Source organism: Selenomonas timonae (assembly GCF_014250475.1).
Classification (GTDB): domain Bacteria; phylum Bacillota; class Negativicutes; order Selenomonadales; family Selenomonadaceae; genus Centipeda; species Centipeda timonae.
In genome coordinates this window covers 592,319-615,947 of record NZ_CP060204.1, presented here as the reverse complement: position 1 = coordinate 615,947, position 23,629 = coordinate 592,319, and the positions used below count along the sequence as shown (strand labels likewise).

21 protein-coding genes are annotated in these 23,629 nt (G+C 55.0%); 6 read left to right on the top strand and 15 right to left on the bottom strand.

Going from position 1 to position 23,629, the window contains the following annotated elements:
* Nucleotides 1-653: 653 nt before the first annotated feature.
* The 3 genes from H1B31_RS02830 to H1B31_RS02820 are packed head-to-tail and all read left to right on the top strand — an operon-like array spanning nt 654 to nt 2,940.
* Nucleotides 654-1,283 carry an NAD(P)-dependent oxidoreductase gene (locus H1B31_RS02830; protein ID WP_185980827.1) on the top strand — a complete coding sequence of 210 codons (630 nt, stop codon included), beginning with the start codon at nt 654-656 and terminating at the stop codon, nt 1,281-1,283.
* Complete coding sequence (locus H1B31_RS02825; protein WP_318842522.1) at nt 1,280-2,053, top strand: protein-ADP-ribose hydrolase; 774 nt, start codon at nt 1,280-1,282, stop codon at nt 2,051-2,053. The genes H1B31_RS02830 and H1B31_RS02825 overlap by 4 nt, the downstream gene beginning before the upstream one ends.
* Complete coding sequence (locus H1B31_RS02820; RefSeq protein ID WP_185980826.1) at nt 2,050-2,940, top strand: SIR2 family NAD-dependent protein deacylase; 891 nt, start codon at nt 2,050-2,052, stop codon at nt 2,938-2,940. The genes H1B31_RS02825 and H1B31_RS02820 overlap by 4 nt, the downstream gene beginning before the upstream one ends.
* 84 nt (nt 2,941-3,024) lie before the next feature.
* Here the strand turns inward: H1B31_RS02820 and H1B31_RS02815 are convergent, their stop codons facing one another.
* Nucleotides 3,025-3,144 (bottom strand): zinc-ribbon domain-containing protein, encoded by a 120-nt coding sequence (locus H1B31_RS02815; RefSeq protein WP_185980825.1) that lies wholly within the window; start codon nt 3,142-3,144, stop codon nt 3,025-3,027.
* A 161-nt stretch (nt 3,145-3,305) separates the two neighbouring features.
* Between H1B31_RS02815 and H1B31_RS02810 the strand changes: the two genes are divergently transcribed.
* Nucleotides 3,306-3,974: a TNT domain-containing protein gene (locus tag H1B31_RS02810; protein WP_185980824.1), complete on the top strand. Its 669-nt coding sequence runs from the start codon at nt 3,306-3,308 to the stop codon at nt 3,972-3,974.
* Nucleotides 3,975-4,045: 71 nt separating this feature from the next.
* On the opposite strand, the gene H1B31_RS02805 is transcribed toward H1B31_RS02810, so the two are convergent.
* The 7 genes from H1B31_RS02805 to H1B31_RS02775 form a co-directional block, all read right to left on the bottom strand.
* Nucleotides 4,046-5,824, bottom strand: coding sequence for an AlwI family type II restriction endonuclease (locus tag H1B31_RS02805; protein WP_185980823.1), 1,779 nt, complete (start codon nt 5,822-5,824; stop codon nt 4,046-4,048).
* Between the two features lie 12 nt (nt 5,825-5,836).
* The gene (locus tag H1B31_RS02800) at nt 5,837-7,729 is read right to left on the bottom strand and encodes a Dam family site-specific DNA-(adenine-N6)-methyltransferase (protein ID WP_185980822.1); all 1,893 of its coding nucleotides are present in this window, start codon (nt 7,727-7,729) and stop codon (nt 5,837-5,839) included.
* A gap of 85 nt (nt 7,730-7,814) precedes the next feature.
* Nucleotides 7,815-8,726 carry a DUF8370 family protein gene (locus H1B31_RS02795; protein WP_185980821.1) on the bottom strand — a complete coding sequence of 304 codons (912 nt, stop codon included), beginning with the start codon at nt 8,724-8,726 and terminating at the stop codon, nt 7,815-7,817.
* A 93-nt stretch (nt 8,727-8,819) separates the two neighbouring features.
* Nucleotides 8,820-11,267 (bottom strand): S8 family peptidase, encoded by a 2,448-nt coding sequence (locus H1B31_RS02790; protein WP_185980820.1) that lies wholly within the window; start codon nt 11,265-11,267, stop codon nt 8,820-8,822.
* Entirely contained in the window at nt 11,245-12,363 is a 1,119-nt protein-coding gene (locus H1B31_RS02785; RefSeq protein WP_185980819.1) for an AAA family ATPase, read from the bottom strand. Before H1B31_RS02785 ends, H1B31_RS02790 begins: the two co-directional genes overlap by 23 nt.
* 446 nt (nt 12,364-12,809) lie before the next feature.
* Entirely contained in the window at nt 12,810-13,703 is an 894-nt protein-coding gene (locus H1B31_RS02780; protein ID WP_221933452.1) for a 5'-nucleotidase, lipoprotein e(P4) family, read from the bottom strand.
* A 96-nt stretch (nt 13,704-13,799) separates the two neighbouring features.
* Nucleotides 13,800-14,315 carry a cysteine hydrolase family protein gene (locus H1B31_RS02775; RefSeq protein WP_185980817.1) on the bottom strand — a complete coding sequence of 172 codons (516 nt, stop codon included), beginning with the start codon at nt 14,313-14,315 and terminating at the stop codon, nt 13,800-13,802.
* A 206-nt stretch (nt 14,316-14,521) separates the two neighbouring features.
* Between H1B31_RS02775 and H1B31_RS02770 the strand changes: the two genes are divergently transcribed.
* Both H1B31_RS02770 and mcrC read left to right on the top strand, forming a co-directional pair.
* On the top strand, nt 14,522-15,943 hold the full coding sequence (locus tag H1B31_RS02770; protein ID WP_226372138.1) for an AAA family ATPase: 1,422 nt from the start codon (nt 14,522-14,524) through the stop codon (nt 15,941-15,943).
* Entirely contained in the window at nt 15,936-16,970 is a 1,035-nt protein-coding gene (gene mcrC / locus H1B31_RS02765; RefSeq protein ID WP_221933451.1) for a 5-methylcytosine-specific restriction endonuclease system specificity protein McrC, read from the top strand. The genes H1B31_RS02770 and mcrC overlap by 8 nt, the downstream gene beginning before the upstream one ends.
* Nucleotides 16,971-17,019: 49 nt before the next feature.
* On the opposite strand, the gene H1B31_RS02760 is transcribed toward mcrC, so the two are convergent.
* The 7 genes from H1B31_RS02760 to H1B31_RS02730 all read right to left on the bottom strand — a co-directional run bounded on the left by H1B31_RS02760 (nt 17,020) and on the right by H1B31_RS02730 (nt 23,606).
* A complete protein-coding gene (locus H1B31_RS02760) occupies nt 17,020-17,304 on the bottom strand; it encodes a cell invasion protein SipA (protein WP_185980815.1) in 285 nt (94 codons plus the stop codon).
* A gap of 101 nt (nt 17,305-17,405) precedes the next feature.
* The gene (locus tag H1B31_RS02755) at nt 17,406-17,828 is read right to left on the bottom strand and encodes an MFS transporter (protein ID WP_185980814.1); all 423 of its coding nucleotides are present in this window, start codon (nt 17,826-17,828) and stop codon (nt 17,406-17,408) included.
* A 198-nt stretch (nt 17,829-18,026) separates the two neighbouring features.
* Nucleotides 18,027-19,748, bottom strand: coding sequence for an adenine deaminase C-terminal domain-containing protein (locus H1B31_RS02750; RefSeq protein WP_185980813.1), 1,722 nt, complete (start codon nt 19,746-19,748; stop codon nt 18,027-18,029).
* Nucleotides 19,749-19,757: 9 nt separating this feature from the next.
* Nucleotides 19,758-21,086 (bottom strand): NCS2 family permease, encoded by a 1,329-nt coding sequence (locus tag H1B31_RS02745; protein WP_009440721.1) that lies wholly within the window; start codon nt 21,084-21,086, stop codon nt 19,758-19,760.
* A 282-nt stretch (nt 21,087-21,368) separates the two neighbouring features.
* Nucleotides 21,369-21,992 carry an N-acetylmuramoyl-L-alanine amidase gene (locus H1B31_RS02740; protein ID WP_185980812.1) on the bottom strand — a complete coding sequence of 208 codons (624 nt, stop codon included), beginning with the start codon at nt 21,990-21,992 and terminating at the stop codon, nt 21,369-21,371.
* Nucleotides 21,989-22,162, bottom strand: a complete 174-nt coding sequence (locus tag H1B31_RS02735) for a hypothetical protein (RefSeq protein WP_009440724.1) — start codon at nt 22,160-22,162, stop codon at nt 21,989-21,991. The genes H1B31_RS02740 and H1B31_RS02735 overlap by 4 nt, the downstream gene beginning before the upstream one ends.
* A gap of 82 nt (nt 22,163-22,244) precedes the next feature.
* The gene (locus H1B31_RS02730; RefSeq protein WP_185980811.1) at nt 22,245-23,606 is read right to left on the bottom strand and encodes an alanine/glycine:cation symporter family protein; all 1,362 of its coding nucleotides are present in this window, start codon (nt 23,604-23,606) and stop codon (nt 22,245-22,247) included.
* Between the last annotated feature and the right edge of the window lie 23 nt (nt 23,607-23,629).

Below are 23,629 nucleotides of genomic sequence, written 5' to 3'. Positions count from 1 at the left end.
GCTTGTAATGGGGGCGACCGCTAGACAGTGCCCTTTTGTATCTCTATTCTATCATTTGTGTGCATCTGCGTCAAGAAGCGATGCCATATCAACTGCATATGAAAAGCGTTACGCTCGCCAAGAGGCAAGTGTAACGCTTTTTTGTGCCTAACACCAATCTGGACAAAGCCGCACGCAGCATTACATGTGTTGGGACCTTAAACGAAGGGAAGGACTTTTCTATAATTAAGGGTTTCAATGCCGCACGCAGCATTCTATGTGTTGGGACTCTGTCGTCCCTAGCCCTTGTCCCACGTGGGCTGAGAAGCCATTTTGGAAAGTCGTCCGTTTTTCGCGCTGTTTTTGCTGCCGAAATGCGTTCTCCAGACGGAAAATCGCGTGGCAGATCGTCTCTATTCCTTGTCCGGCGCGGGCTGCGCCGTTTTGGAAAGTCGCAACGGTGGAATGCGGCTTGCGCGCTCCTGCGGATCATTTTCCACTTTTCGCTTCGATAACTATCATAGCACAGATTTCCTCATTTTTCAATAATGCGCTTCGTACGCTGATTATTTTTCAAAAAAGTTTTATTGTATCTCTTGACGTTATGTTTTCTCTGTGCTATACTTCTCTTGTAATCAAGTTAATTACAAAATAATTTTATGGAGAGGTACAATATGAAAATCGCAGTTGTAGCAGCAAATGGAAAGGCAAGCCGTGCGATCATCGAGGAGCTCATCGCACGCGGACATGCGGTGACGGCATTTGCACGCAGCGAGAACAAGAGCGCGGCAAAGGACTTCGTACAGAAGGACATCCTCGATCTGACGAAGGTGGATCTCGCGGGATTTGATGTGGTGGTCGATGGATTCGGCGCATATACGCCCGATACCCTGCCGCTGCACACGAAGACGAGTCAGCATCTCGCCGATCTCGTGGCGGGGACAGCGACGCGCCTCTACATCGTGGGCGGTGCGGGCAGCCTCTATGTCGATCCGGCGCACAAGGTGCAGCTGCTCGATACGCCGGAGTTCCCCGCAGAGTTCTACGCGCTCGCGAAGGCGCAGACGGATGAGCTCGCGGCGCTGCGTTCCCGCACGGATGCAAAGTGGGTCTTTGTCAGCCCTGCGGCGGATTTCCAGGCGGACGGCGCAAAGACGGGCAAGTACATCTTCGGCGGCGAGGAGCTGACGCTGAGCGGCGCGGGCGAGAGCGTTATCAGTTACGCGGACTACGCGCTCGGCATGGTCGATCTGATCGAGAGCGGGGCTCATGTGGGCGAGCGCGTGTCATTGGTGCAAGCGTGAGTATTCAAAAACTCAACACCCTACTCCTCGATGAGATGCCGGAGTACCGCGCACAGGCAGTGCAGGTGGGGGAGGATCATGCGGCACAGCGGGGTCTCCTGCGCGCGCTGATGAATGCCCGTCCGCCGCGCCCGATCTCAGAGGAGTTCCTGCGCCTGCAGGATGAGCTGCTCTCGGCGGAGCGGGAGGGGCGCGGCGTGGTGGACGTGATGACGCTCCCCGCCGTGCCCTCCGACCCGCGCATTGTCCTCTGGCAGGGTGACATCACGCGCCTTGCAGCAGATGCAATCGTGAACGCGGCGAACTCCGCGCTCCTCGGCTGCTTCATCCCGTGTCACCGCTGCATTGACAACGCAATTCACTCGGCGGCGGGCTTGCAGCTGCGTGCGGAATGTGCTGCGCTCATGGAGCGACAGGGACATCCAGAGGAGACAGGCAGGGCGAAGCTCACGGCGGGCTACAACCTCCCCGCGCGCCACGTCCTCCATACGGTCGGCCCCATCGTCGCGGGCGCGCTGACGGATGAGGATCTGGCGTTGCTCGCCTCCTGCTATCGCTCCTGTCTCTCCCTTGCGGCGAAGCACGGGCTGAGCTCCATCGCATTCTGCTGCATCTCCACAGGCGAGTTCCACTTCCCGAATGAGGCGGCGGCAGAGATCGCCGTGCGTGAGGTGTGTGCCTTCCTGCGCGAAAATGACAGCATCGAGCGCGTCATTTTCAACGTGTTCAAGGACGAGGATCGCGCGATCTACGAAAGACTTTTACGATGAACGAATCCATTGCAAAACTAAAAAATGCCCTCGCATCTGTCGAGTGCATCCTGATCGGCGCGGGGGCGGGACTATCAACGGCAGCAGGATATGACTATGCAGGGGCACGTTTTCTGAAATACTTTTCGGATTTTCACGCGCGCTTCGGCATCGAGGATATCTACAGCGGTGGATTCTATCCGTTCCCGTCGCGTGAGATGTTCTGGGCGTGGTGGAGCAGGAGCATCTACATCAACCGCTATGCGCCGCTGCCGGGTGATGTGTATGGGAATCTCCTGCATCTGGTCGCAGGGCGGGACTACTTCGTACTGACGACGAACGTCGATCACGCCTTTCAGCGGGTGGGTTTTGAGAAGGAGCGGCTCTTCTATACGCAGGGCGATTTCGGCCTCTTTCAGAGCAGTACACCGCATGGGGCTTCTGCGCGGAAGACCTACGATAACGAGGAAATGGTGCGCGCCATGCTCACGGCGCAGGGGTTCACGTTCGATGAGGATGGAACGCTGCTTCTGCCGACGGACGGCGCGCCCGCGATGGAGATCCCGACGGCGCTCATCCCATACTGTCCCGACGACGGCGCGGAGATGACGACGAACCTGCGTGCGGACGCGAGCTTTGTCGAGGATGCGGGCTGGGATGCTGCGGCTGCGCGCTACACGGACTTCCTCGCGCATACGGAGAGGAAGCGGACGCTCCTCCTCGAGCTCGGCGTTGGAATGAATACGCCCGGCATCATCAAGTACCCGTTCTGGCGCATGACGGCATCGCGCACGGATGTCACGCTCGCAAGCGTAAGCCTCGGAACAGCATTCGTGCCCGACGAGATCGCCGCGCAAAGCATCGTGATCGACGCGGATATTGCAGAGGTGCTGCGATTGATGGCATAGGAAAAGTGATGTTACACGAAAGTCGTTTTGATTCGTGCAACATCACTTTCTTGTAGTTTTTCGTGCTGGGTGCTCAAAGCGCCCCTACCACCGCTCACGCAGTCCCCCTCCCCCGTGTCGCACGGGAGAGGGCTGCGCGCCGCAGTTGGTACAGAACCGCTCTCCCGCGCCGAGCTGATTCCCGCAGTTTTCACAAAATGCCATGATAATATCTCCTTATACGATGAGTTTGAATATATATTTCCAAAAAAAGAATAACATAAATGGATTGTTTTGATTAGAAGGTCTTTCGTATTGTATTTTTTCGTATTCTACTATATGATATAGGTATTAAATTATGAGAATTTCCAGAAAGGAGCATTTTCATGAAACTCATCGACCGCCTCCTCCCCATGACGGCGCGTGACGCAGGAGGGCACATGCGCCGCTCCATCCTGAGCGCTGTCAGTGCTGCACTCTTCGTCCTCACCACGCTCGTCACGCCGCAGATCGGCACGGACACCGCCCCCTCCATCGGACAGACCGCTGTCGCCGCAGAGGTGCGTGCGCAGGAGCAGCCCCCCTACTGGAAGATGTACTACAACTTTGCCCCGCCGACCGATGAATTCATCGCGGAGCTTGCCGCCGAACAGGGCATGACGTACACCCTCGGCAAGGGGGGCGAGGCGCGCTTCTATGCCGACGACGGCCGCCCCATCTACCCGAGCAACGACGGCGCGGTTGGTGTGATTGTGACGGTTACGCTCCCCTCGGGCGATGTGCTGACGCGCTACGGGAAGCCGACGGGTCGCTATGTCTCGCCCGACGGCATGACGTTCGAGCAGCGGGCACTGCCGAGCAGCACGAGCGAGGGCGACTTCCACATCTACATCGTCGAGCGCAGCATTGACGGCGTCGAGAAGGGCAAGATCGCCCCGTGGTTCGGCCGCGCGGGCGGCGGCATCCAGTACAAACTCCCCGACCGCATCGTCACACTGATGGAGGCACAGCCGCCATTTCTGAGTGAGATGGAGGAGGAGAGGGAAGCGGCGTAACGGAATAGACAAAAGTATAGGGCACATGCACGAAGAAAGCATCGTACATGTGCCCTATTTTTGTGCAGCTCCTATTTCCTATACGAAGAAAACTCCTCTGCCGCTTTATGTGCTTCGACATCTTCATATACATATGTACTCCGCGCGCTCTCCATGAGCATCTGTGCGCGACTTTGCACAATCTTCTCCACATGCGCCTTCCATAGAGGCGCATCCATTGCCGCACGATCTTTCGCACAGAGGAGGAGCAGCTCGCGCACGCGTGTCGGCACCGCATTGCCGGACGCAAACATCGCATTGAAATACGTCCGATACTGCGCGAGCGTCAACGGGACGATCTGAAGCTCCTGCCGCTCCTCCTGTTTCGTATACCATATCCCGTGACGGAAGGTTTCGGCGGTATTCGTATCAATCTTCACCGCGATGAAGAGTCCGTAAACAGGCTTTGGTGCCCAGCGCAAAACAGCGTCAGAGACATGCCGCCGCACCGGCTCCCCCTCCATCGCTTCCTGCCGCGAGGACGAGGACATCGTAACCTCCGTGAGGATCGCAAAATCGTCGAACTCGCTGTAGAGATCGCCCTTGCCGCCGCCTGCGGTGCTGACCGGCATAAAGTCCGCATCCATCTTGAATCCGCGCACCTCGTACGGCATTGTAGTCAGGTGATTGATGGCAAGAATTGCACGCCACAGAATCCACTCGAGGTACACAGGCAACTCATCCCGCGGCACCTCGATTTCGTAGTCCTCATCATAGCTCTTCTTCCCGCCGCCGCGCAGGATAAGTGTCATATAGTCCGAGATCTCACGCCACTCGTGGCATTGGCGCTGCGCATACTGTAATTCGTCCGTCTGCGCCAAGAGCTGCTCAAGTCTCTGTCGTGCAACATTGATCTGTACCGCTGTCTCGAGAGGTGGCGCGGGAGGCTCAAATGCGATGTGCCGCTCCTTTAGGAGTTTTTGCAGCGCATCCAACAATTTACGCGCAACGGGAACATCGTCCGTCGGCAGAGGAGCTCCGGCACACAGCATTTTATATGCATGCAGGAGCGAATTCTCCGACACCGATGACTGCGCAAGTTGCTCCGCCAGAACATGCTTCGTCGGCAGGATCATCAGACCTCTGCCTCTGCGTTGGAAGATGCCTGTGATCCTGAGATAGCGCATATTCATATCTGCGTAGTCGAGAAAATTATCCGCTTTCTTGTGGTAGCACTCCGCACGCCGCTCGATTTCGCCGCGATCAAATTTCCTCTTCAACGCAGCATGTTGACGACGCTCCCTGAGGTCAAGTATGCGATCCACAACGGCAGAGAGATCGTCCTGCGGTGTTGTCGTCTGTGCCCAGAGGGCAAACTCGATGCGACTGATCTCAGACAAGCCCGTGCGTCGCTCGAGTTCCAACATAATTGTCAGCACCCAACGCAGTGGTGCGAAATAACCTTCCCCCGGCAACGGAAACTGTGCAACGCTCATCGCACGCAGAAAGCACTCCTGCATTGCAGGATAGGTATCCGCCGCGAGGAATGTCCGCCCAAACGGCGTAATCGCATCAAGCGCGCCAAGCTCCGCCTGCGATCCGTCCACCTTTTTCAGCGGTGGATAGATCAGCCCATTTTTCGCAAACATCAGCCGCCACTTGCGCGCATGACTGCCGGACGCATCCTTCCCCGCCTCGTTGTGAATAATCCCGCGCTCGTTCAGGAGATTCATAAAGCCGATCTCATTGTCCCGCCCGCGAAAATTCCCCACAAAGGGAGACTCCGCATAGATGCGAAAGCCCTCTTGAATGCGGTTCGGACTGCGCAGCCCCGTATTGCCGACCAGCCAGATGTCAATGTCCCGCTCCATCTGTGCGCCCCCTCAATAGCCAACGAAGAGATATTCCTGCACCACATTCCGATGCGTTTTCGCCGCCGCCTGATTGCCAAACGCATACTTGTAGTCCACAGGGATCACCTCAACGTGCTCCTTGTACTTTGCCATCAGCGCGAGCATCTCATCCTGCGTCGGTAGACTGTTCGAGGAATAGGAAACCACGAGTACGCTCCGCGCGAATTTCCGAAACAGGCGGTCAAATGCCTCTGCCGCCCCGAGCCGTGTCGAAAAGGGCGTCGGATATGATTTAAACTTCTTCGTCAGCGTATGCTCCTGAATCTCCACTCCCTGCCAATCGCGCGCCAGACCCTCGACGAAATGATAGCGCCGCACATATTCATTGTCCGAGAGCGGCGAGTAGTAGGGCGGATCCATGTAGACGAGATCCGCCTGTGTGCGCAGTGTCATTGCATCGCCTAAGCGTGAGCGATGCGTCCCGCCGTTGTCAAAGACCGCCGCATTCACCGCCTCCACCGCCGTGAGGAAATGTTCCTCTAGCGACTTTTGCAAGTCCTTCCTGCCATCGTCATAGCGATGTCCCGTATATGTAAATATACCGCGGGGACGTTTCTTGATGCAGGCACGGATAAGCGCGGTCATCGCAATCGCACGCTCATAGGGGCTCCGAAGCGCGGCGATATTCGTCCGCAGCGTATCAATCAGATCATTCTCCGCGTCCGTATAGTAGATTCCCCGAAACGTCCGCGCCACAAAGTGATCCGATTCCCTCTGCGGGACGAGCAGTCGTTCCGCCATACTGCGCGGCAGAGTCGTCGTACTGTTTTCCACCATCGCCTTGGAAAACGTCGCCGCCATCGCCATATAATCATTGCTCAGGACAGTCTTGCCCTGAGCCTTGAACATATAGCTGACAATCCCCGAGCCAGAAAAGAGATCTGTAATGGTCTCTGCGCCAAACTGTGACGCGACCGCCCAAACCTCATGGAGAAGCTTCTGCTTCGACCCCATGAAGCGCGTCGGCGGATAGTGTGAAACCTGCGGCGAAAGGGGAGCCTCACCGAGCGTAATACTCGAGTACGGCGCAGGGATTGCCGTTACGATTACATCTTCCCCTTTACGACTCTTTCCATTGCAGGAAATATGGCGCTTTGTCTGGATGGTGTCAATCCGGTATGGCGCATAAAGCTCATGCACGAGCGGATGATTCGAGTTCGTAAGGATCACATAGCAGCCACGCTCGTGGAGGCGTGCAACCATCTCTGCGAGGCGCACATGATCCTCCTCGTAGAACTGCTCCTTCGTATAGCGCTTGAAATCCGCATACGCCGAGATCGGCAGATACGGCGGATCCAGAAAGATCAGATCCCCCGCCGCCGCATGATGCTCCAATACATCCAGATAATCGCCACAGATGATCTCTGCACGCGAAAGGACACGCGACGCCGCAAGAATCGCCGCACGATCACAGATTTTTGGATTTTTATACCGCCCAAAAGGAACATTGAACTGCCCCTTTTTATTGACACGATAAAGCCCGTTAAAACATGTCTTGTTGAGGAAGATCATCCGTGCAGCAGCCTCTGCTGGAGGCAGGTACTTCCAATCGAGTGCTCGCACCTCATAGAAGCGCTCGCTGGTATTCTCATACTGCTCCAGATATGCGATAACCTGCTCTGCGTCCGATGCGACTTCACGGTACATATTGATGAGCTCCGGATTGCTGTCCGCAAGAACGGCGTACTCCGGCTCCAACGCGAAAAACAATGCCCCGCCACCAAAAAACGGCTCAATGTATTTCCCATAGTGCGACGGTACCTTCGCGCACAACTCCCCGAGCAGCTGCGTCTTCCCGCCTGCCCACTTTAGGATGGGCTTTGCCTTATATTCTTCTGTCATGTCCATATTCGTTGCTGTCATGTACGCGTCGCTCCGACCTCCATGCTGGTATTATAACATATTCGAAGGGCTTACGGAATGTTTGCATCCTTCGAATATCTATTCCTTATCTAACGATATATCCATATACCCATCTGTCTAAAGTATTGTCGTCTACGATATTCCTTTTTTCTTTATAAAATAAAGGTAATTTTTCATGATATTCTCCTAACGCATCATTCTGATTTTGTGTGTGTAGAATTGTTTCATCATATTCCCAATGTTTTCCGCTTCTCCTTTTCTTTTTTACGATCTCTCGTTTAGGTATGGGTTTTCCATCAAACATATACCCTCCATCTTTTCGTTCACGATCGATAATAATTCTAGTAAAATATTGATGTACACTAAAAAGATAATTCTTTCGAACAATATTCTTAGGCACAAGAAGTAATTCCTTCCCCTCAATGGCGTAGGCCGGTCTTTCTACTTCTATCCACATCTTATTTTCGCCATCCCACGTCCAGAACTTCAGCAAGTCTTCACTCTCGATGCCGTATTTAGCCATTTGGTAAGACGTAAATTGATTTAACTCATCATGTAGAATATTGGTCAACATATCTGAGAGCCCGTCTTCTGCAAAGTTTGGAATAAGTATGGATAAATCTTCGGCTTTTTCTATCGTTGAAATTTTGAAAATATGCTCTTCTAACGGAGCAAAAATTTCAAGGAGACCTTGTGCCGTATTTCCTTTTCCGTTATCTCCACGACCATAACCAAAACGTGTTCCATTTTGTTCACCAGCATGTGATAACAACTCTTTTTTCCGTATATTATCTGCCTGACGATATGCCTCATAAAAAGCATCAAAAAAAGATTGTATCAATACATTTGCCTTTTTACTCCACTCATCGCTGTTGTTTTGAATCAATATAGGATCAATAAACAGTAAATTGTCACTATTCGTTGCTACATCTATAAACTCATGATGTTTATGTCCTTTCACACTATTCCAGCATTCTGATATATGTTTCTTTTTCATAATACTCCTCCTCTGCAAAACCTTTTCTTACAACCTAGAGGCTCTATCTTCCCCATTGGAATATATTAAATGATTTAACCATACCGCAATCTCTCAGTCTGTATTAGAATCCTTTTCTATACGGACATATTCTCTTATCTCATTCTTGAGTTTCACATCCGAATACACAAAACCTCTATCCTGAAGCTGCTGCGTGACCTCATTATATACTGGCGCTTTCCCCTCGGGATCTCGGATCGTGAGCAAAACGCAAAACTCCTGCTCCAGTTTTTCTCCCGTTTCTCTGAATTCCCGTTCGATTGCCTCACGGCACAGCATCTCGATCCTCATATACCATTTGCGATCCTTCCCAAGGAGCTTCTTTCTATTTCCGGCGGTCATCTCGTCAAGATCAATCGCATATTTTTTGATCGGGTGAAACTTCTTTCCATACCGTAACAGAGTTCTTTCCTTTGCAAATGCTTTCTCTTCCGTCACACCAAGTATTATTTTGCTGTAGTAATCTTCCCGCAGGAGGTTTGCACCATTTTCCGAGCCATAGGGGTTTAGAATCATTGGCTTACTGGTATCACGCCGCTTGATTCCCGTCATCGTTCCAAATCTCACGCTGATATCCGACTGGCAGTATTCCGCTCCTTCCGATGCGCGCAGAATGGGCGCACTGACTACGGTAAGCGTAATCTGACCACGATAGAACCCATCATCACGAACCAGGCTCTTCGGAAAGGGAAACTCTAAAATGTTGATAAACTGACTTTTGGGAAGTGAGTCCCGCAGGATCAGCGTGATCTCATGCTCCGAGTTATACAGAATATCCCGGATTCCAGGCGGCATTCCAAACCCCATGAATTTGACCTTGTCTTCCATGTTCATGCGCTGTCCCGCGGGATAGCCTGCATTATGAACCATGAGAGCCTTGATGAGCAGCGGGTCGAAATCCTCCGCCAGGAGGTGATTCAGCTCTGCCGCGATTCGCGCGATCCACGGCGTGGAAAAGCTCGTCCCCGGTGCGCGTGCAACCATCCCTGCACGATCAAGAACCCTCACGCCCGTCATTGTAGTAGTGCCATCCGGACGCCTTCCCGTATTGCCCCCGTAAGCGACAAGATCCGGCTTGATAACGTAGGCAGGTCCGGGACCGCATCTTGTAAACGGAGACGGTGTATCAATCTCAGCGATATCATACTGCCCTTTCTCCCCCGCAATGGAGCCGACAACGAGTGCCCTGACGGAATCTGCCATCTTTGTAATCCGCTCATGTTCGTCCCCGTACAGAAAAGCGTTGCTGTTACCAGCAGACTTGATAATGAGCACATTGTTCTCATCGGCAATATTATCCAGTGCTATTCCGTATTGCGAAAATGAGTTTTTGGCACATTCCTCAATCGTACCAACGGACATCGTCCAGATCTTGATGTCCCGGTGTCGCTCAATTGCATCTCTGACGTTATCAATGATATCCTCCGGATAAACCGTTTCTTTCCGAAGATCGGGGACAATGACCGCATCCATCATCATGACACCTGTGGCTGCAGTATCGTCCGTACCATTGAGTTCATCGCTGTATTCCAAGACGGATGCCACCATGGTACCGTGCCCTCTGTCCTGATACTGGCCTTCATAATATTCCTCACCGGCTCTAAAAATCCATGGTGACAGGTATTTGTTCTTTTCGATTCCGCTGTCAAGGACACCGACAACGGGGTATGTTTCACCTTCTACAGGCTGTTTTGCCGTTGGTACGAGAGTATCATCAAGGGAATCCATATCCATGCGGATCGGAATCGCCTCTTCAATCGAAAAGATACCCTCAAAGCCAAGCATGATCTCCAAATTGGTCATGCTGTCGAGCGATACGCGATACAGATTCATATCCCTGGTGTATCGGGTCTCCCGTTCAATTTTTATTCCATGCGCATGGCATTTAGCCTTGAACAAATTTTGTGCCAAGGTGTTTGTATGCGGATCCCGATAGTCAATCAAACGGATACGATACAGACGATTGTCCGGGTTATAGTCAACACGTTGCGCTTCAAACGGCTCGATTTCTGCAATCGCCGAAATCAGTTTGGCAAAATTTTGTGTGTCCTGCAGCGCGTGCTTGATACGCAAGATGAGCTCGTCTGTGGTCACTACGGATAGGAGCCGCCGTGTTTCTTTCGATTTCGGCGGCCCTTTGTCGCCCTTTGCTGGATTGGACACATTTGAGGGTTCATCGAGCTGCACAGCAGATGCAATGCCGATGACATTGGACTTCCGATCACTGTCGAGGAGGTCAACCACCTGCCCGCGATGTGACTTTGCAATCGCATCCTCTACAATCGTAGTTGCAACGACCATGGGGAGTTTACGTTTTTCCTGTTTGCGTGTTGCAAAGGTGGCAGCGACCTGTGACATATTTGATACAAGCTGCTGCGAGCGGTGCGTAAGTGCATCCCCGTGCAGAATCCATGAATCTTCTCTTTGGCTGCCGCCACCTTCGGTGCGCTGTTCGTCTCTTATTCTTTTTTCAAAGAATTTAATTGGAAGCCGTTTCTCCATAGTTACGCACTCCTTTCCCCAGGTAGTTTCTGACCTGCCGTTCAGAGATCCTGAAGTGGTCACCGATCACTTTCTGAGTCACGCCATGATCGCTTAGATACTGTATCATGTCCACCTGACTGTAGTTCCCATGATGTTTGAACAGGAATACCTCGATAATGTAATCCAGTATCCCAATCTCCATCTTTTTTTGAAGCACAGCCTTTTTCAGCATATTTTGGACGATGTCCTTGATATCGGAATATGAGAGCCCTTCCATCGTTCCCAGTATGTGTTTCCATTGCGTCTCGGTAATACCTGAATCATCCGCAATCTTGGGGAACTGCCTGATAAATCTGCGAATCTCATCGCGCTCCGGCGCAGGAAGTTCAATGACAGTCTGAAACCGACGCCAAACCGCCTTATCGAGCATCCCGGCATGATTGGTCGCTGCGAGGAGTATCCCCTCCTGGGAAAAATCATCAATGTTCTGGAGGAGACTGTTCACCACCCGTTTCAGCTCACCAAGCTCATGTGCGTCATCTCTGGCCTTTGCAATCGCATCAAATTCATCCAGGAACAGAATGCACGGCTGTTTTTTTGCATACGCAAAGATACGATGAATATTCTTCGCCGTATTCCCGAGCAGTGATGATATGAGGGTGTCAAACCGTGCCGTAACAAGAGGAAGCTTCAGCTCCGAAGCAAGATATTTTGCTGCACTTGTCTTCCCACAGCCTGGAGGTCCGTAAAGGAGTAGTGTTGTACGGAGGTTCAGCCCCATGGATATCATTTTGTTTTTACTTTGGATGGTATCCCTGAAGTCATCCAATACTGCCTGAACCGATTTACTAAGAATAATGTGCTCAACAGAGGGCGCATAGTCAATCTCCGCAATATCGAGGCGGCTTTCTTGATCTACAGGCAGCGTTGTCAATGTGTCCATAACCGCCTGACTTCCACCCACACGATTCAATGCAGACAGGATACGTGTGCTCCCCCTGTTTTCCCCGTCAGCCTCCATCTTCTTTGCAAGGAGACGGGAATAACTGGCAACTTTGACTGGATCCTTTCGCATTCCGGATTCTATGATTTTTATGATTTCTGTATAGTACATAGACGCCTCCTTCTATACGTTTTTATTCTATCACTATGATTTCCTCTTTTCAAGTTTTTTGCTATTTATTTTATAAAAACGTCGATTTATTTATATATAACGTCATTTTTACGTCTATCTCGTGCCGCTTAGTTCGATGATTCAATAATATATCACACTACTTGTCATTCGAAAATACGATCTCATGATACAGGAATGCACCTCCTTTATATAGAATTGTAACTCCTCAGATTGGCGTAGATTTTGCTGTCCGATTGAGGAAGCAAACCGGACGCATAGCCAAAGCTATGTGGAGGATTTGCCGAAAAAAACGGGAAAAAAGATACGCTAAGATGGCGCGGCTGAATTTATCAGGGCTGCCTATAGTGTCCGATCTTCTATAAAAGCCCGCCCCTGCTCTCCTGTGCAACAAGAGAGCAGAGACGGGCTCTTTTCATTGTGTTCTGTTACTCCGTCAGTGTCTTTGCATAGAACTCCTCGCGCGCCTCGGGGGTCATGGTCATATATTCCTTCGACATCGCGCTGATCCACGCGCCGTAGGCGGGGTTCGGGAAGACGATGTACTGGGTGCCGAACTCCTCCCGCGCAGCATCAATGGCGGCATTGCGTGCGGCGCGGTTCATACCCTTTGTGCCGAGCGGCAGATCGCCCGCATTGTCGCCCATGTAGACGACGATGTCATAGTCTGCGGCGATCTTGTCAAAGCGCGGCTGCTTGTCGCTCTGTGTCCGATCCTCCATGAGGAGAACGTGCTCCGCGTCCACGGAGGGGAAGCCGAGTGCCTTGAGGTTCTCGATGGTCGGCTCGTAGTTGACCTCACTCCAGCGGTTGCTGACGTAGAAGATGGCAACACCGCGCCGTACGACTTCGTTCAGGAAGTCCGCCGCGCCCGGCAGTGCCTCGGAGCGTCCCTCGTGCACGGTCGCGCGCCACCAGAGCGCATCAAACCGACCGCTGCCTGCGGCGACGCTCGCCGCCATGGCGCGTGTGTTGTCCGTGACGGTCTCATCGCAGTCGAGAACGATGGCGAGCGGCTTGCCGCTACGGGCGGCAGGGTTCGCCTGCGCCCGGTCGATTGCCATGAGCGCCGCATTGTAGCCCTGATAGCAGAGCGCACGGTATTCTGCCGACGTGCGCATCCAGAGGAGTGCCATGTACTCGGCATCGGCAAGCTGCTGTGCGCTCACCTCCTCCTCGGTGAGCGGCAGGGGCATCGGTGCGTTCGCTGCATTCTCCGCATACGTTGCGCCTACTGCCGCAGGTTCCGCCGCCCATGCCGCCCCGCTGCCGAGCAGGAATGCCGCAGCGCCGAGTGCAAAAGATTTCTTCCATGTTGTCATTTGTCCTTCTCCTTTATGACGTAATTTTCGTTCTATTATAACATAAATACGCAAATAAAAAAGCTGCCATCGCATGAAAACGACAGCAGCCTCATTTCATCTCACCTCCACCTGACACATCCGCATCGCCGCGAGCGCATTCGCGTGACTCTCAGGCGTGACGCCCGCGCAGCAGGAGGCGTCGACGGAGACGGGCTTTTCGGGGTAGAATGCCTTCACGAGGAGGGCGTTGGAGATGACGCAGATGTCGGTGCACAGACCCACCAGCTCGATCTCGTCATAGTCCGCGAGTGCGGCGGGCAGCGTCATCGCGCCGAAGGCGGGCTTCTCGATGACAGCGGTAGCCTCACGCACGAAGGGGTGCAATGCGGGCGCGATCTCCCAGCCCGCCGTGCCGCGGATACAGTGCTCCACGGGCAATTTCTTCCCCTCCTGCGTCGTGAGGTAGTCCGCGCCGTGCGTATCCATTGTGAAGATGAGCGCCGTGCCCTCTGCGCGCGCGGCGGTGAGCTTGTCCACCATATGCGGCAGCATCTCCTGCGCCTCCCTCGTTCCGAGTGCCCCGTCGATAAAGTCATTCTGCATATCTACAACAACGATTGCTTTGCGCATGATGTTTTCCTCCATTTACCCGTACATGGTCTTTCTATGCCCCGATTTCCTAAATCACTGGAATGTCAAGGGCGCACAGCGACACATACCCATCAATGTGATAATCATTCGACAAAAGGAAGAGAGACTCCTTCATAAAAGGAATTTTTGAATATTCGAAGAATCATATCTGTAGAATTGCTACGATGGAGAGAAAGGGGTTCCATATGACAGACATGGAAAATACGCCGAAGCTGACTAAAGGGGGACAGCCATCTGTGACGAATAGCGCCCGTCGTTATTGGATCTATTCTCCCGGCGAGAAGGCGCGGCACTGGCAGGAATTCTACGCAGATAAAATTATGGGGATTGGTTGGGACGAGCTTGGTGATCTTTCGCAGTACACCTCAAAAGAGGATATGAAAACAGCTATGAGAGACAAGTACGACCCTGACAAATCCTATATAAATGACGGTCATGCCGTATGGCAGTTCGCAAACGTCCTCAAAGTCGGCGATGTTGTATTCGCCAAACGAGGGAAAAAGGCCTTGATTGGACGCGGCATCGTTACATCGGGCTATGTCTATGACAAAACGCGCGGCGAGTACAAACATATCCACAATGTAGATTGGACACATAAAGGGGAATGGGCGCATCCAGGGGAGGCAGTAACCAAGACACTGACCGATATTACACCATACACCACGTACGTTGAGGAGCTGGAATCGCTCGTACTTGGCGAAGCAGTCGATTTAGAGCGAGACGATGAACCCGTTGGCAAATTCCCTGCTTACACCAAAGCAGATTTCCTTCGCGAGGTCTATATGAGCGAGGATGCCTTTGAAACGCTGAAAGCTCTGCTCCATCGCAAGAAAAATATCATCCTTCAGGGGGCGCCGGGTGTCGGTAAGACCTTTGCCGCAAAGCGGCTGGCATACGCCATCATGGGCGAAATGGATAAACGCCGCGTGAAAATGATCCAGTTTCACCAGAGCTACAGCTATGAGGATTTCATCATGGGCTATCGCCCGAATGAGACTGGTGGCTTCAAACAAAAATGCGGACCTTTTTATGATTTCTGCAAGAAAGCAGAGGAAGACAACGAGCGTCCCTATTTCTTCATCATTGACGAGATCAACCGCGGCAACCTCAGCAAGATCTTCGGTGAGCTGCTCATGCTGATCGAGGCGGACAAGCGCGGTGCATCAAATTCGCTCCGCCTGCTCTACAACGATGAGCAGTTCTGCGTGCCGGATAACGTCCACATCATCGGTATGATGAACACCGCCGACCGCAGTCTCGCCCTGATCGACTATGCCCTGCGCCGCCGCTTTGCCTTCTATGATATGGCACCGGCATTTGACTCCGATGGATTCAAACAGATGAAAAGTGCGATTAACAATAAGAAATACAACGCACTGATCGACAAGGTCATCGCACTGAATCAGGAGATCAGCAATGACTCGGCGCTCGGCGATGGCTTCCGCATTGGGCACAGCTATTTCTGCACGGATGCCCCCATTGATGATGCATGGCTGTCCTCGGTTGTTGAGCACGAACTGATCCTGCTGTTGCAGGAATACTATTTTGATGCACCGGACAAGCTCAATAATTGGGTCGGGGAACTGAGGAGTGCCCTAGATGTCTGATAACCACATGATTCGCAACATCTACCATATGCTCGCCTATGCATTCGAGGCTCTGCGCAAGGATGACTGGGATACGCTTGCTGCCGAGGATTTCGAGCACATACATGACCTGCTTGCGGCAATCCTCGTGTATGGTATCCCCATACAGATCAAGCGAGGTCTGCACCGTGATTATCTGCGGCAGGAAGGAGGTATTGCAGGTGTACGGGGGCAAATTCTCATCTCTGAGACCCTGCGGCAGCAGACTCTGCCGCAGGGCAGACTCGTATGTGCCTACGACGAATTCGTCACGGATACGCCGCATAACCGCATCCTGAAGACAACCATGCTTCTCCTGCTGCGGCATGGCAGCGTGAATGCCGTACGCAAGCAAATCCTCCGCAAGCTGCTTCTCTATTTCGCAGAGGTTCATGAGATCGCACCTGCCGCTATCCATTGGACTGCGCTGAAATACCATCGCAACAACGCCTCATATCGGCTGCTGCTCGGCATCTGTCAGCTCGTCATCGAAGACTTGCTGCTCACGACAGAGAAGGGGACGCATCGCCTCGCAAATTATTTTTCAGCCAAGGCAATGCACTGGATCTATGAGCACTTCGTGCGGAACTACTATAGGGCAGAGCATACGGATCTGAGGGTCAGCGCCATGCATGTCAAGTGGGACACCACCACGCCCAGTAGATATCTGCCTGCGATGAAAACGGATGTTTCGCTGGAGAAGAATGGCAAGCGACTAATTATCGACACAAAATATTATTGCCATACCATGCAGACAAATGAAAAATACACGAGCACAACATTTATCTCTCACAATCTCTATCAGATCTATGCCTATGTGAAGAACTGTGACACCCATCGAACAGGAAATGTCGCAGGCGTCCTGCTCTATGCCATGACCGACGAAGCGATTACGCCGAATGAGGATATGATGATTGCAGGCAGCCGAATCAGCGTGAAAACGCTCGATCTTGGGCAGGATTGGTCTGAAATCAGAAGACAGCTCGATCAGTTCTGCAGCTGGTTCTAACATAAACCCCCCGCTTCAGCCGAAGCGGGGGGTTTATCATATGGAGATATTAGGTATTCTTCGCGATGATCGCGCCAATGACGGCACCCGCGATGATGGCGGTGTTGACACTGCCCTGTGAGTACTTCTTGCCGCCCTTCTTCTTGCGCTTGCCGCCCCATGCGAGCTGCTGCATGTCCGCGCTGCCGTCCGCCGTGGTGAACGCCGTCTGCGTGACGCGCTGCGGCGCATTCAGTGCGCTCGCAGAGACCTCTGCCGCACCGACAGCACCATAGCCGAGCACACCGACGAGAGCAGCAACAGCCGTTTTCTTCATCATCTTTGTATTCATCATGTGACTCACATCCTTTTCGCGATTGGAGAAATCTCTTCCCGTTACATGGCCATAATAGCGCCCATACATGGGAAATGTATTCGATGGGGATGCGAGTTTCGTTAGGACTTGCTCCTAATTTTTGTTGTTGAATGAAAATTCTTCGATGCCCCATCTGGTTCCGAGAGGAATGCCATTGCCGCCGCGCACAGGACGAATGCGGCGATGATGATGCACATTGCCGCGGGCGTCCCGTCGGAGAAGATGGCGAGGAGGACGGAGGAGATCATGCCGCTGCCGTATTGGAGCGCGCCGATGAGCGCCGCCGCCGAGCCTGTCACCTCGTCGGGGACGCACGAGAGCGCAGCTGCGTTGGAGCACGCCGCAATGATTCCGTTCGTGCTGAAAACGATCAGCATTGGAAGGGCGATACCCCAGAGCCCAAGTGCCCCGGTGAGTCCGTCCACGAGCAGCCAGAGCGAGGCAAACGCCATAAATGCGCTCAGAATAACGAGCAACGAGATGCTCCTGCTGCTGCTGTCCATAAAATCCTTCCCTCCTCGTGACAAGTGACTGCATTATATAACGCGGTGCGCGCTTTATCAATTTGTTTTTCCAATCGAAAACAGCCCGCCTGCCTATGCAGGGGGCTGTGCTTGGATAACGGCAGATTAGCTTCTCCCGCCAATGCAGAGCCTGTGCGCGGGACACGTAGAAGCGGCGATCACCGGAGGCAGTCAACGTCAGCCCCTCGTCTCCAAAATCAGCGGCGCAACGGCGCCTTTTTTCACGTCGATGATCCCCTTGTCGGTCAATTTGAAATACGGGCTGACGGGCAGGGAGAGGGTGCTCAGGGACATGATGACGTTATCGTGGCGGTAGCCGCAGTCCGTGAGAGCGCGGCGGACGCCGGCGATCTGTTCGCCGAGGACGGGCAGCGGGCGATCGGAGAGGATGCCCGCGATCGGCAGCGGGGCAAACGCCTGCACACTGCCGTCCCGCACCGCGACGAATCCGCCCTGCGCCTCGATGACGGTGTTGGCCGCCATCTGCATGTCCGCCGCCGTCTGCCCGAGGACGAGCAGATTGTGGCTGTCATGCGCGTAGGTGGTCGCCGCCGCACCGCAGGTGAGCGCCGTCCCGCCGATGAGCGCCATGCCGCAGCCGCCATTTTTGCCGTGCCGTTCAAAGACACAGGCAAGGTTGTAGGGGCTGCTCTCCCAGTCGATCACGCCGCCGCGCACAGGCAGCTCCGCGCGCTCCTCCGCAACAAAGGTCGTATGCTCCTGCACCGCGAGGATGCGGCAGAGAGCCGTCCCCTCTCTGATCGGCGCACGCAGGACGAAATCCTCGGCCGTGCGCGGCGACAGATGAACGCTGTGATAGAAATGCGCCGGGAACGACGTATCGCGCTCCGGCTCCTCCCACGCCTCGCCGCGTGCAAAGACCTGCGCCCCCGCGTGCCAGACGCTCTCGATGGCAAAGGCTCGCAGGTCGGAGAGCACGACAAAGTCAGCGATGCGCCCGGGCGCGATGGCGCCCTTGTCCCGGAGTCCCATGTGCTGCGCGGGCGCATAGGTCGCCGCATAGATCGCCTCCTCCGGCGCGAGGCCGAGCTCGATGCTCCGCTGCACGAGATGGTTGAGCTGTCCGCGCCGCACGAAATCGTCCGGCATTGTGTCGTCCGTGACGAGGGCAAAGCGCCCCGACAGGCGGTTCTCCATGAGGTAGTCGAGGAACTCCTTCTTCAGCGTCTTTTCCTGCAGCTGGATGAACATTCCATTCGCGGCACGCGCGGCGAGCCCCTCCATCGACTGATCCGTATGATCCGAACGGATGCCGCGATAGAGGAGCTGCGCGAGCTCCCATCCGACGAAGCGCGGACAGTGCCCCTCGATGGAGAAATCCGGCCGCCCGTGCTGGATCTGCCGGATCAGGCGGTTCGTCTTGGAATGCGCGTCCGCGAGCACCGCGCGGCAGTCCATGACCTCGCCGAGGCAGATGACCTGCTCCATGTGCATGAGCGCCTCGACATCATCGTTCTCGATCGCAGCGCCGGCGGTCTCGAGCGTCTCATTCGTCGACGGGACAGACGAGGGGATGGCGATCCGAACGTCGCAGGGGCCGTTCTGCGTCGTCTGCATCAGCGCGCGGATGCCCGCAAGGCCGAAGACGTTTGCAATCTCATGCGGCTCGGGAATGAGTGTTGTCACGCCGTTGCGTGCAGCGCCGTTCATAAATGTACGTGGAGCGCACATCGTACTCTCAATGTGCATATGACAGTCGATCAGTCCCGGGATCACATACTGCCCCGCAAGATCGATCGTACGCTGCGGCGCGATCGGTAGCGCATCGGTGCCGACATAGGCAAAGCGGTCGCCGCTGACCGCAATGTTTCCCGCGACGAACTTTTTGAGATAGCTGTTGTAGACCTGACCGTTCGTCAGAAGTACGTCGATGTTCATGGCGACCCCCTATTTCACGCCCGCAATGGCGTAGAAGTAGTATGCGAGGAGGAGCGCGAGCAGATAGTGCCCCTTGTGCAGCTCATGCATGCGCCCAGCGGCGAGCTTCATGAGGACGAACGCGATGAACGCGACGGAGATGCCGTTCGCAATGTTGAACGTGTACGCGGTAAAGGCGATGCAGAGGAACGCCGGGATGTACTCGGCAATGTCCGTGTAGTCGAGGTTGCGCATACCCGCCATCATGCTGACCCCGACGTAGATGAGGACGGGTGCAGTCGCCGCCGCTGGGATCATGAGCGCGAGCGGGGTCACCGCGAGGATGAGGAGAAAGGCTGCCGCTGTCGTGCATGCCGTCAGCCCCGTACGTCCACCCGCCTCCACGCCCGCGCCGGACTCGAGGTAGGTGATGAGAACCGGGATGGTGAAGAAGGAGCCGACCGTCGCGGCGATGGAGTCGACGTGGAAGACCTTGTCGATGTCGGGCAGGTCGCCATTCTTGTCGAGGAAGCCCGCCTTGCCGCCGATGCCGATCGCCGTGCCGAAGCTCGAGAAGAAATCCGGCAGGAAGAACGCAAAGAGGAACGGCAGATACTGAAGGTCAAGTGCGCCGACAAGGTCAAAATTGAAGAAGATCGGCGCAATGCTGTCCGGCATGCGAAAGATGCTCTCGGGGATCTTCGTGAGCCCCATCGGGATGCCGATGACCGTCCCCGCGAGGATGCTGATGAGTGCCGCGCCGCGCACCTTGCGTGCCGTAAGCACGAGGAGGATGACGAAGGTGATCGCAGCGAGGATGACGACGGGCTGCGTGAGATCGCCGAACGAGAGCGCAACCTTCTTTGCGTTGACGGCGAGCAGCTTTGCATTGCGCATGCCGATCACAGCGAGGAAGATGCCGACGCCCGCGCTGATCGAGATCTTGATACCGCGCGGGATCGTCATGACAATAACCTTACGAATACCAAGCACCGTAACGATGATGAACAGCAAACCACTCAGAAAGACGATGGCACTCGCGACGCCGATCGGCACATTTTGAAGCTGCACCATGGTGATCGAGAAGATCGCAACGCTGCCCATGCCGGGCGCGAGCGCAAAGGGGCGGTTCGTGTAGAGCCCCATCGCCATCGACGTGAGGAAGATCATCAGCACCATGCCGGTGAGCATCGCTCCCTCGGGAACGCCCGCCTCGCCCATCATGTGCGGCACGACAGCGAGCACATAGCCCATCGTCGCGAACGTCGTGAGACCCGCGATGATCTCCGTACTGACGGAGGTCTGGTGCTCCTGCAGTCGGAACTGCCGTTCAAACTGCTCCTCTAGGAATGAATTCATTGGATGTCCCTCCCAAAAAGACTGCTAGGGAATCACTGATAAAATGGAGTCCGTCAGACTGCTGCAGAATTTATCGGTGCTTCCCTAAAATAATCCATCTTCATTATAACCCCATTACGGAGCTTTGCCAAATAATTTCATCTTCTTTAGCGTAAAACGGAGCTGTTGCACGAAGGCAGATATAGTCTGCGTGATGCACTGTGGGGCTTGGGCGTCGCTTCTGTTTTTTGGCAGAGGTATAACAGCGCATGAAAAAAGACCGGCATCTGCCAGTCTTTTTTCTTAGAAAATACCATGTGCCCGATAATACTGCGCTTTCCCGCGCAGGACATCGCCGCCGCGCGTGCCATCCGTCGCCCACGGGTCGAACACGGGGCTCTCCTCTGTGCCGAGGTACTCCAGATCCCAACGCTCGCAGGTGGAGCGCGGGCCGTAGGGCGCGTGTGCGCGTATGCCGTCCTCGTTGTCCGCCGCCTCGCCGTGGGTGAGGATGCGCTCCTTGTCGATCGTGAGCCAGAGGCCGTCCGCGAGCGCCGCCGTTGTCTGTGCCATCGACTCGATCTGTGCGGCGGTCGGCGGCTCCGTCCCAAGATCGTCGGTGGTTGCACCGCACGCCGCGAGGAGGGCGATGCTCACGCTCCCGCTGTTACGCAGATAGGTCGCAGCAAGCAGTTCGTCAAGTGCGCCCGCGCCAATCACATAGATGCCGCCATCCGCATCGATCTGCACATGGTAGTCCGCAAAGAACTGCCCGTAGTGCCCCGCCGTCCAGTGGAGGTACAGCTTCGTCTCACGCGCGCACCGCGCGGCGGCGTACATCAGGGCGGGACGGTACGCCGCAGCGAGTTCACGCAGTTCGGTGCAGGTGACGCGGTGCATGGCAGAGCGGGGGAGGACGGCGCTCATCGCGTCCCCTCCTTTTCACCCCGCATCATGACCGTGCGCCCAAGGAAGCCGATGAGTCCCGAGGCGATATTGCTCGTCAGCTCCGCACTCCCATAGAAGACGGAGAGGATCGCAACGATGACGAGTCCCGTCCCGACCATCCAATCCACGCGCGGCAGATAATTTCGCATAAAAATTCTCCTTTCTCTTGTCTGCAAAATTTCTTTCCATAAGAAATACTTGCTGCAAACAGGAAAAAGGAGAGTGTGGTATTTATTTCCGCATCCGCGCCCCGCGCCGCACCTTCTCGAGATAGTGGCGCGTCTCGTGGACGACGATCCCAGAGAGGGCGATGAGTGCGATGAGGTTCGGGATCGCCATGAGCCCGTTCACAATGTCGGCGAGCACCCAGATCGCCTCGAGCTTCAGGAATGCACCGCACGCAATGAGCGCGATGAAGACGAGACGATACGGCAGGATGGCGCGCACGCCCGCGAGATAGAGCACGGCACGCTCGCCGTAGTAGTTCCAGCCGAGGATGGTGGTGAACGCAAAGAGCGCGAGTGAGATGGTGAGGAGTGCGCCGCCGATGCTACTGTAGAGGCTCGAGAACGCCGCGCCCGTCATCGCCGCGCCGGCAGTGTCGCCGTGCCATGCGCCCGTGAGGACCAGCACAAGCCCCGTCATCGAGCAGATGATAATCGTATCAATAAATGTACCTGTCATAGAGATCAGCCCCTGCTCGGCGGGCTCCTTCGTCTTTGCCGCCGCCGCCGCAATCGGCGCGGAGCCGAGACCCGACTCGTTCGAGAAGACGCCGCGCGCAATGCCGTTCTGCATCGCCATCATGACGGTCGAGCCGGCGAATCCGCCCGCCGCCGCCGTGCCCGTGAACGCACTGTCGAGGATGAGTGCGATTGCCGCAGGGATCTCACCGATGTGCATGAGGATGATCCCCGCGCAGATCACGATGTAGAGCACCGCCATAAAGGGGATGATGCGCGAGGCGACCTCGGCGATGCTGCGCAGCCCGCCAATCGTGATCGCCGCGATCAGCGCCGTGAGCGCGAGATCGGTCACGATGCGCGGCACGCCAAAGGACAGCTCCACAGAGTCGACAATGGCGTTCACCTGCGGGAACGTGCCGATGCCGAAGAACGCCACGAGCACCGCCGCCGCCGCGAAGAAGCCCGCCATTGGACGGTATTTCTCCCCCATGCCGCGCCGAATGTAGTACATCGGGCCGCCCGCGATCTCGCCGCGCTCGTCCGTCGTGCGGTACTTCACGGCGAGCAGACCCTCCGCGTACTTCGTCGCCATGCCGAAGAACGCCGCCATCCACATCCAGAAGATTGCGCCGGGGCCGCCGACCTTCACCGCCGTTGCAACGCCGACGATGTTGCCCGTGCCGATCGTCGCGGCAAGCGCGACGCAGAGCGCCTTGAAGCTCGAGATGTCGCCCGCGCCGCGATTCTTTGCCTTGAGGATCAGCCCGAGCGCGCGCGGCAGGTGCACCACCTGGATCAGCGAGAGGCGCACGGTGAGGAGGATGCCCGTCCCCACGAGCAGCGTGATGAGCGGAACGCCCCAGAGAAACGAGTCAATGGCGTTCAGCATGGGAAGAAATGATTCCATGTAGATACCCCCTAATTAGTTCA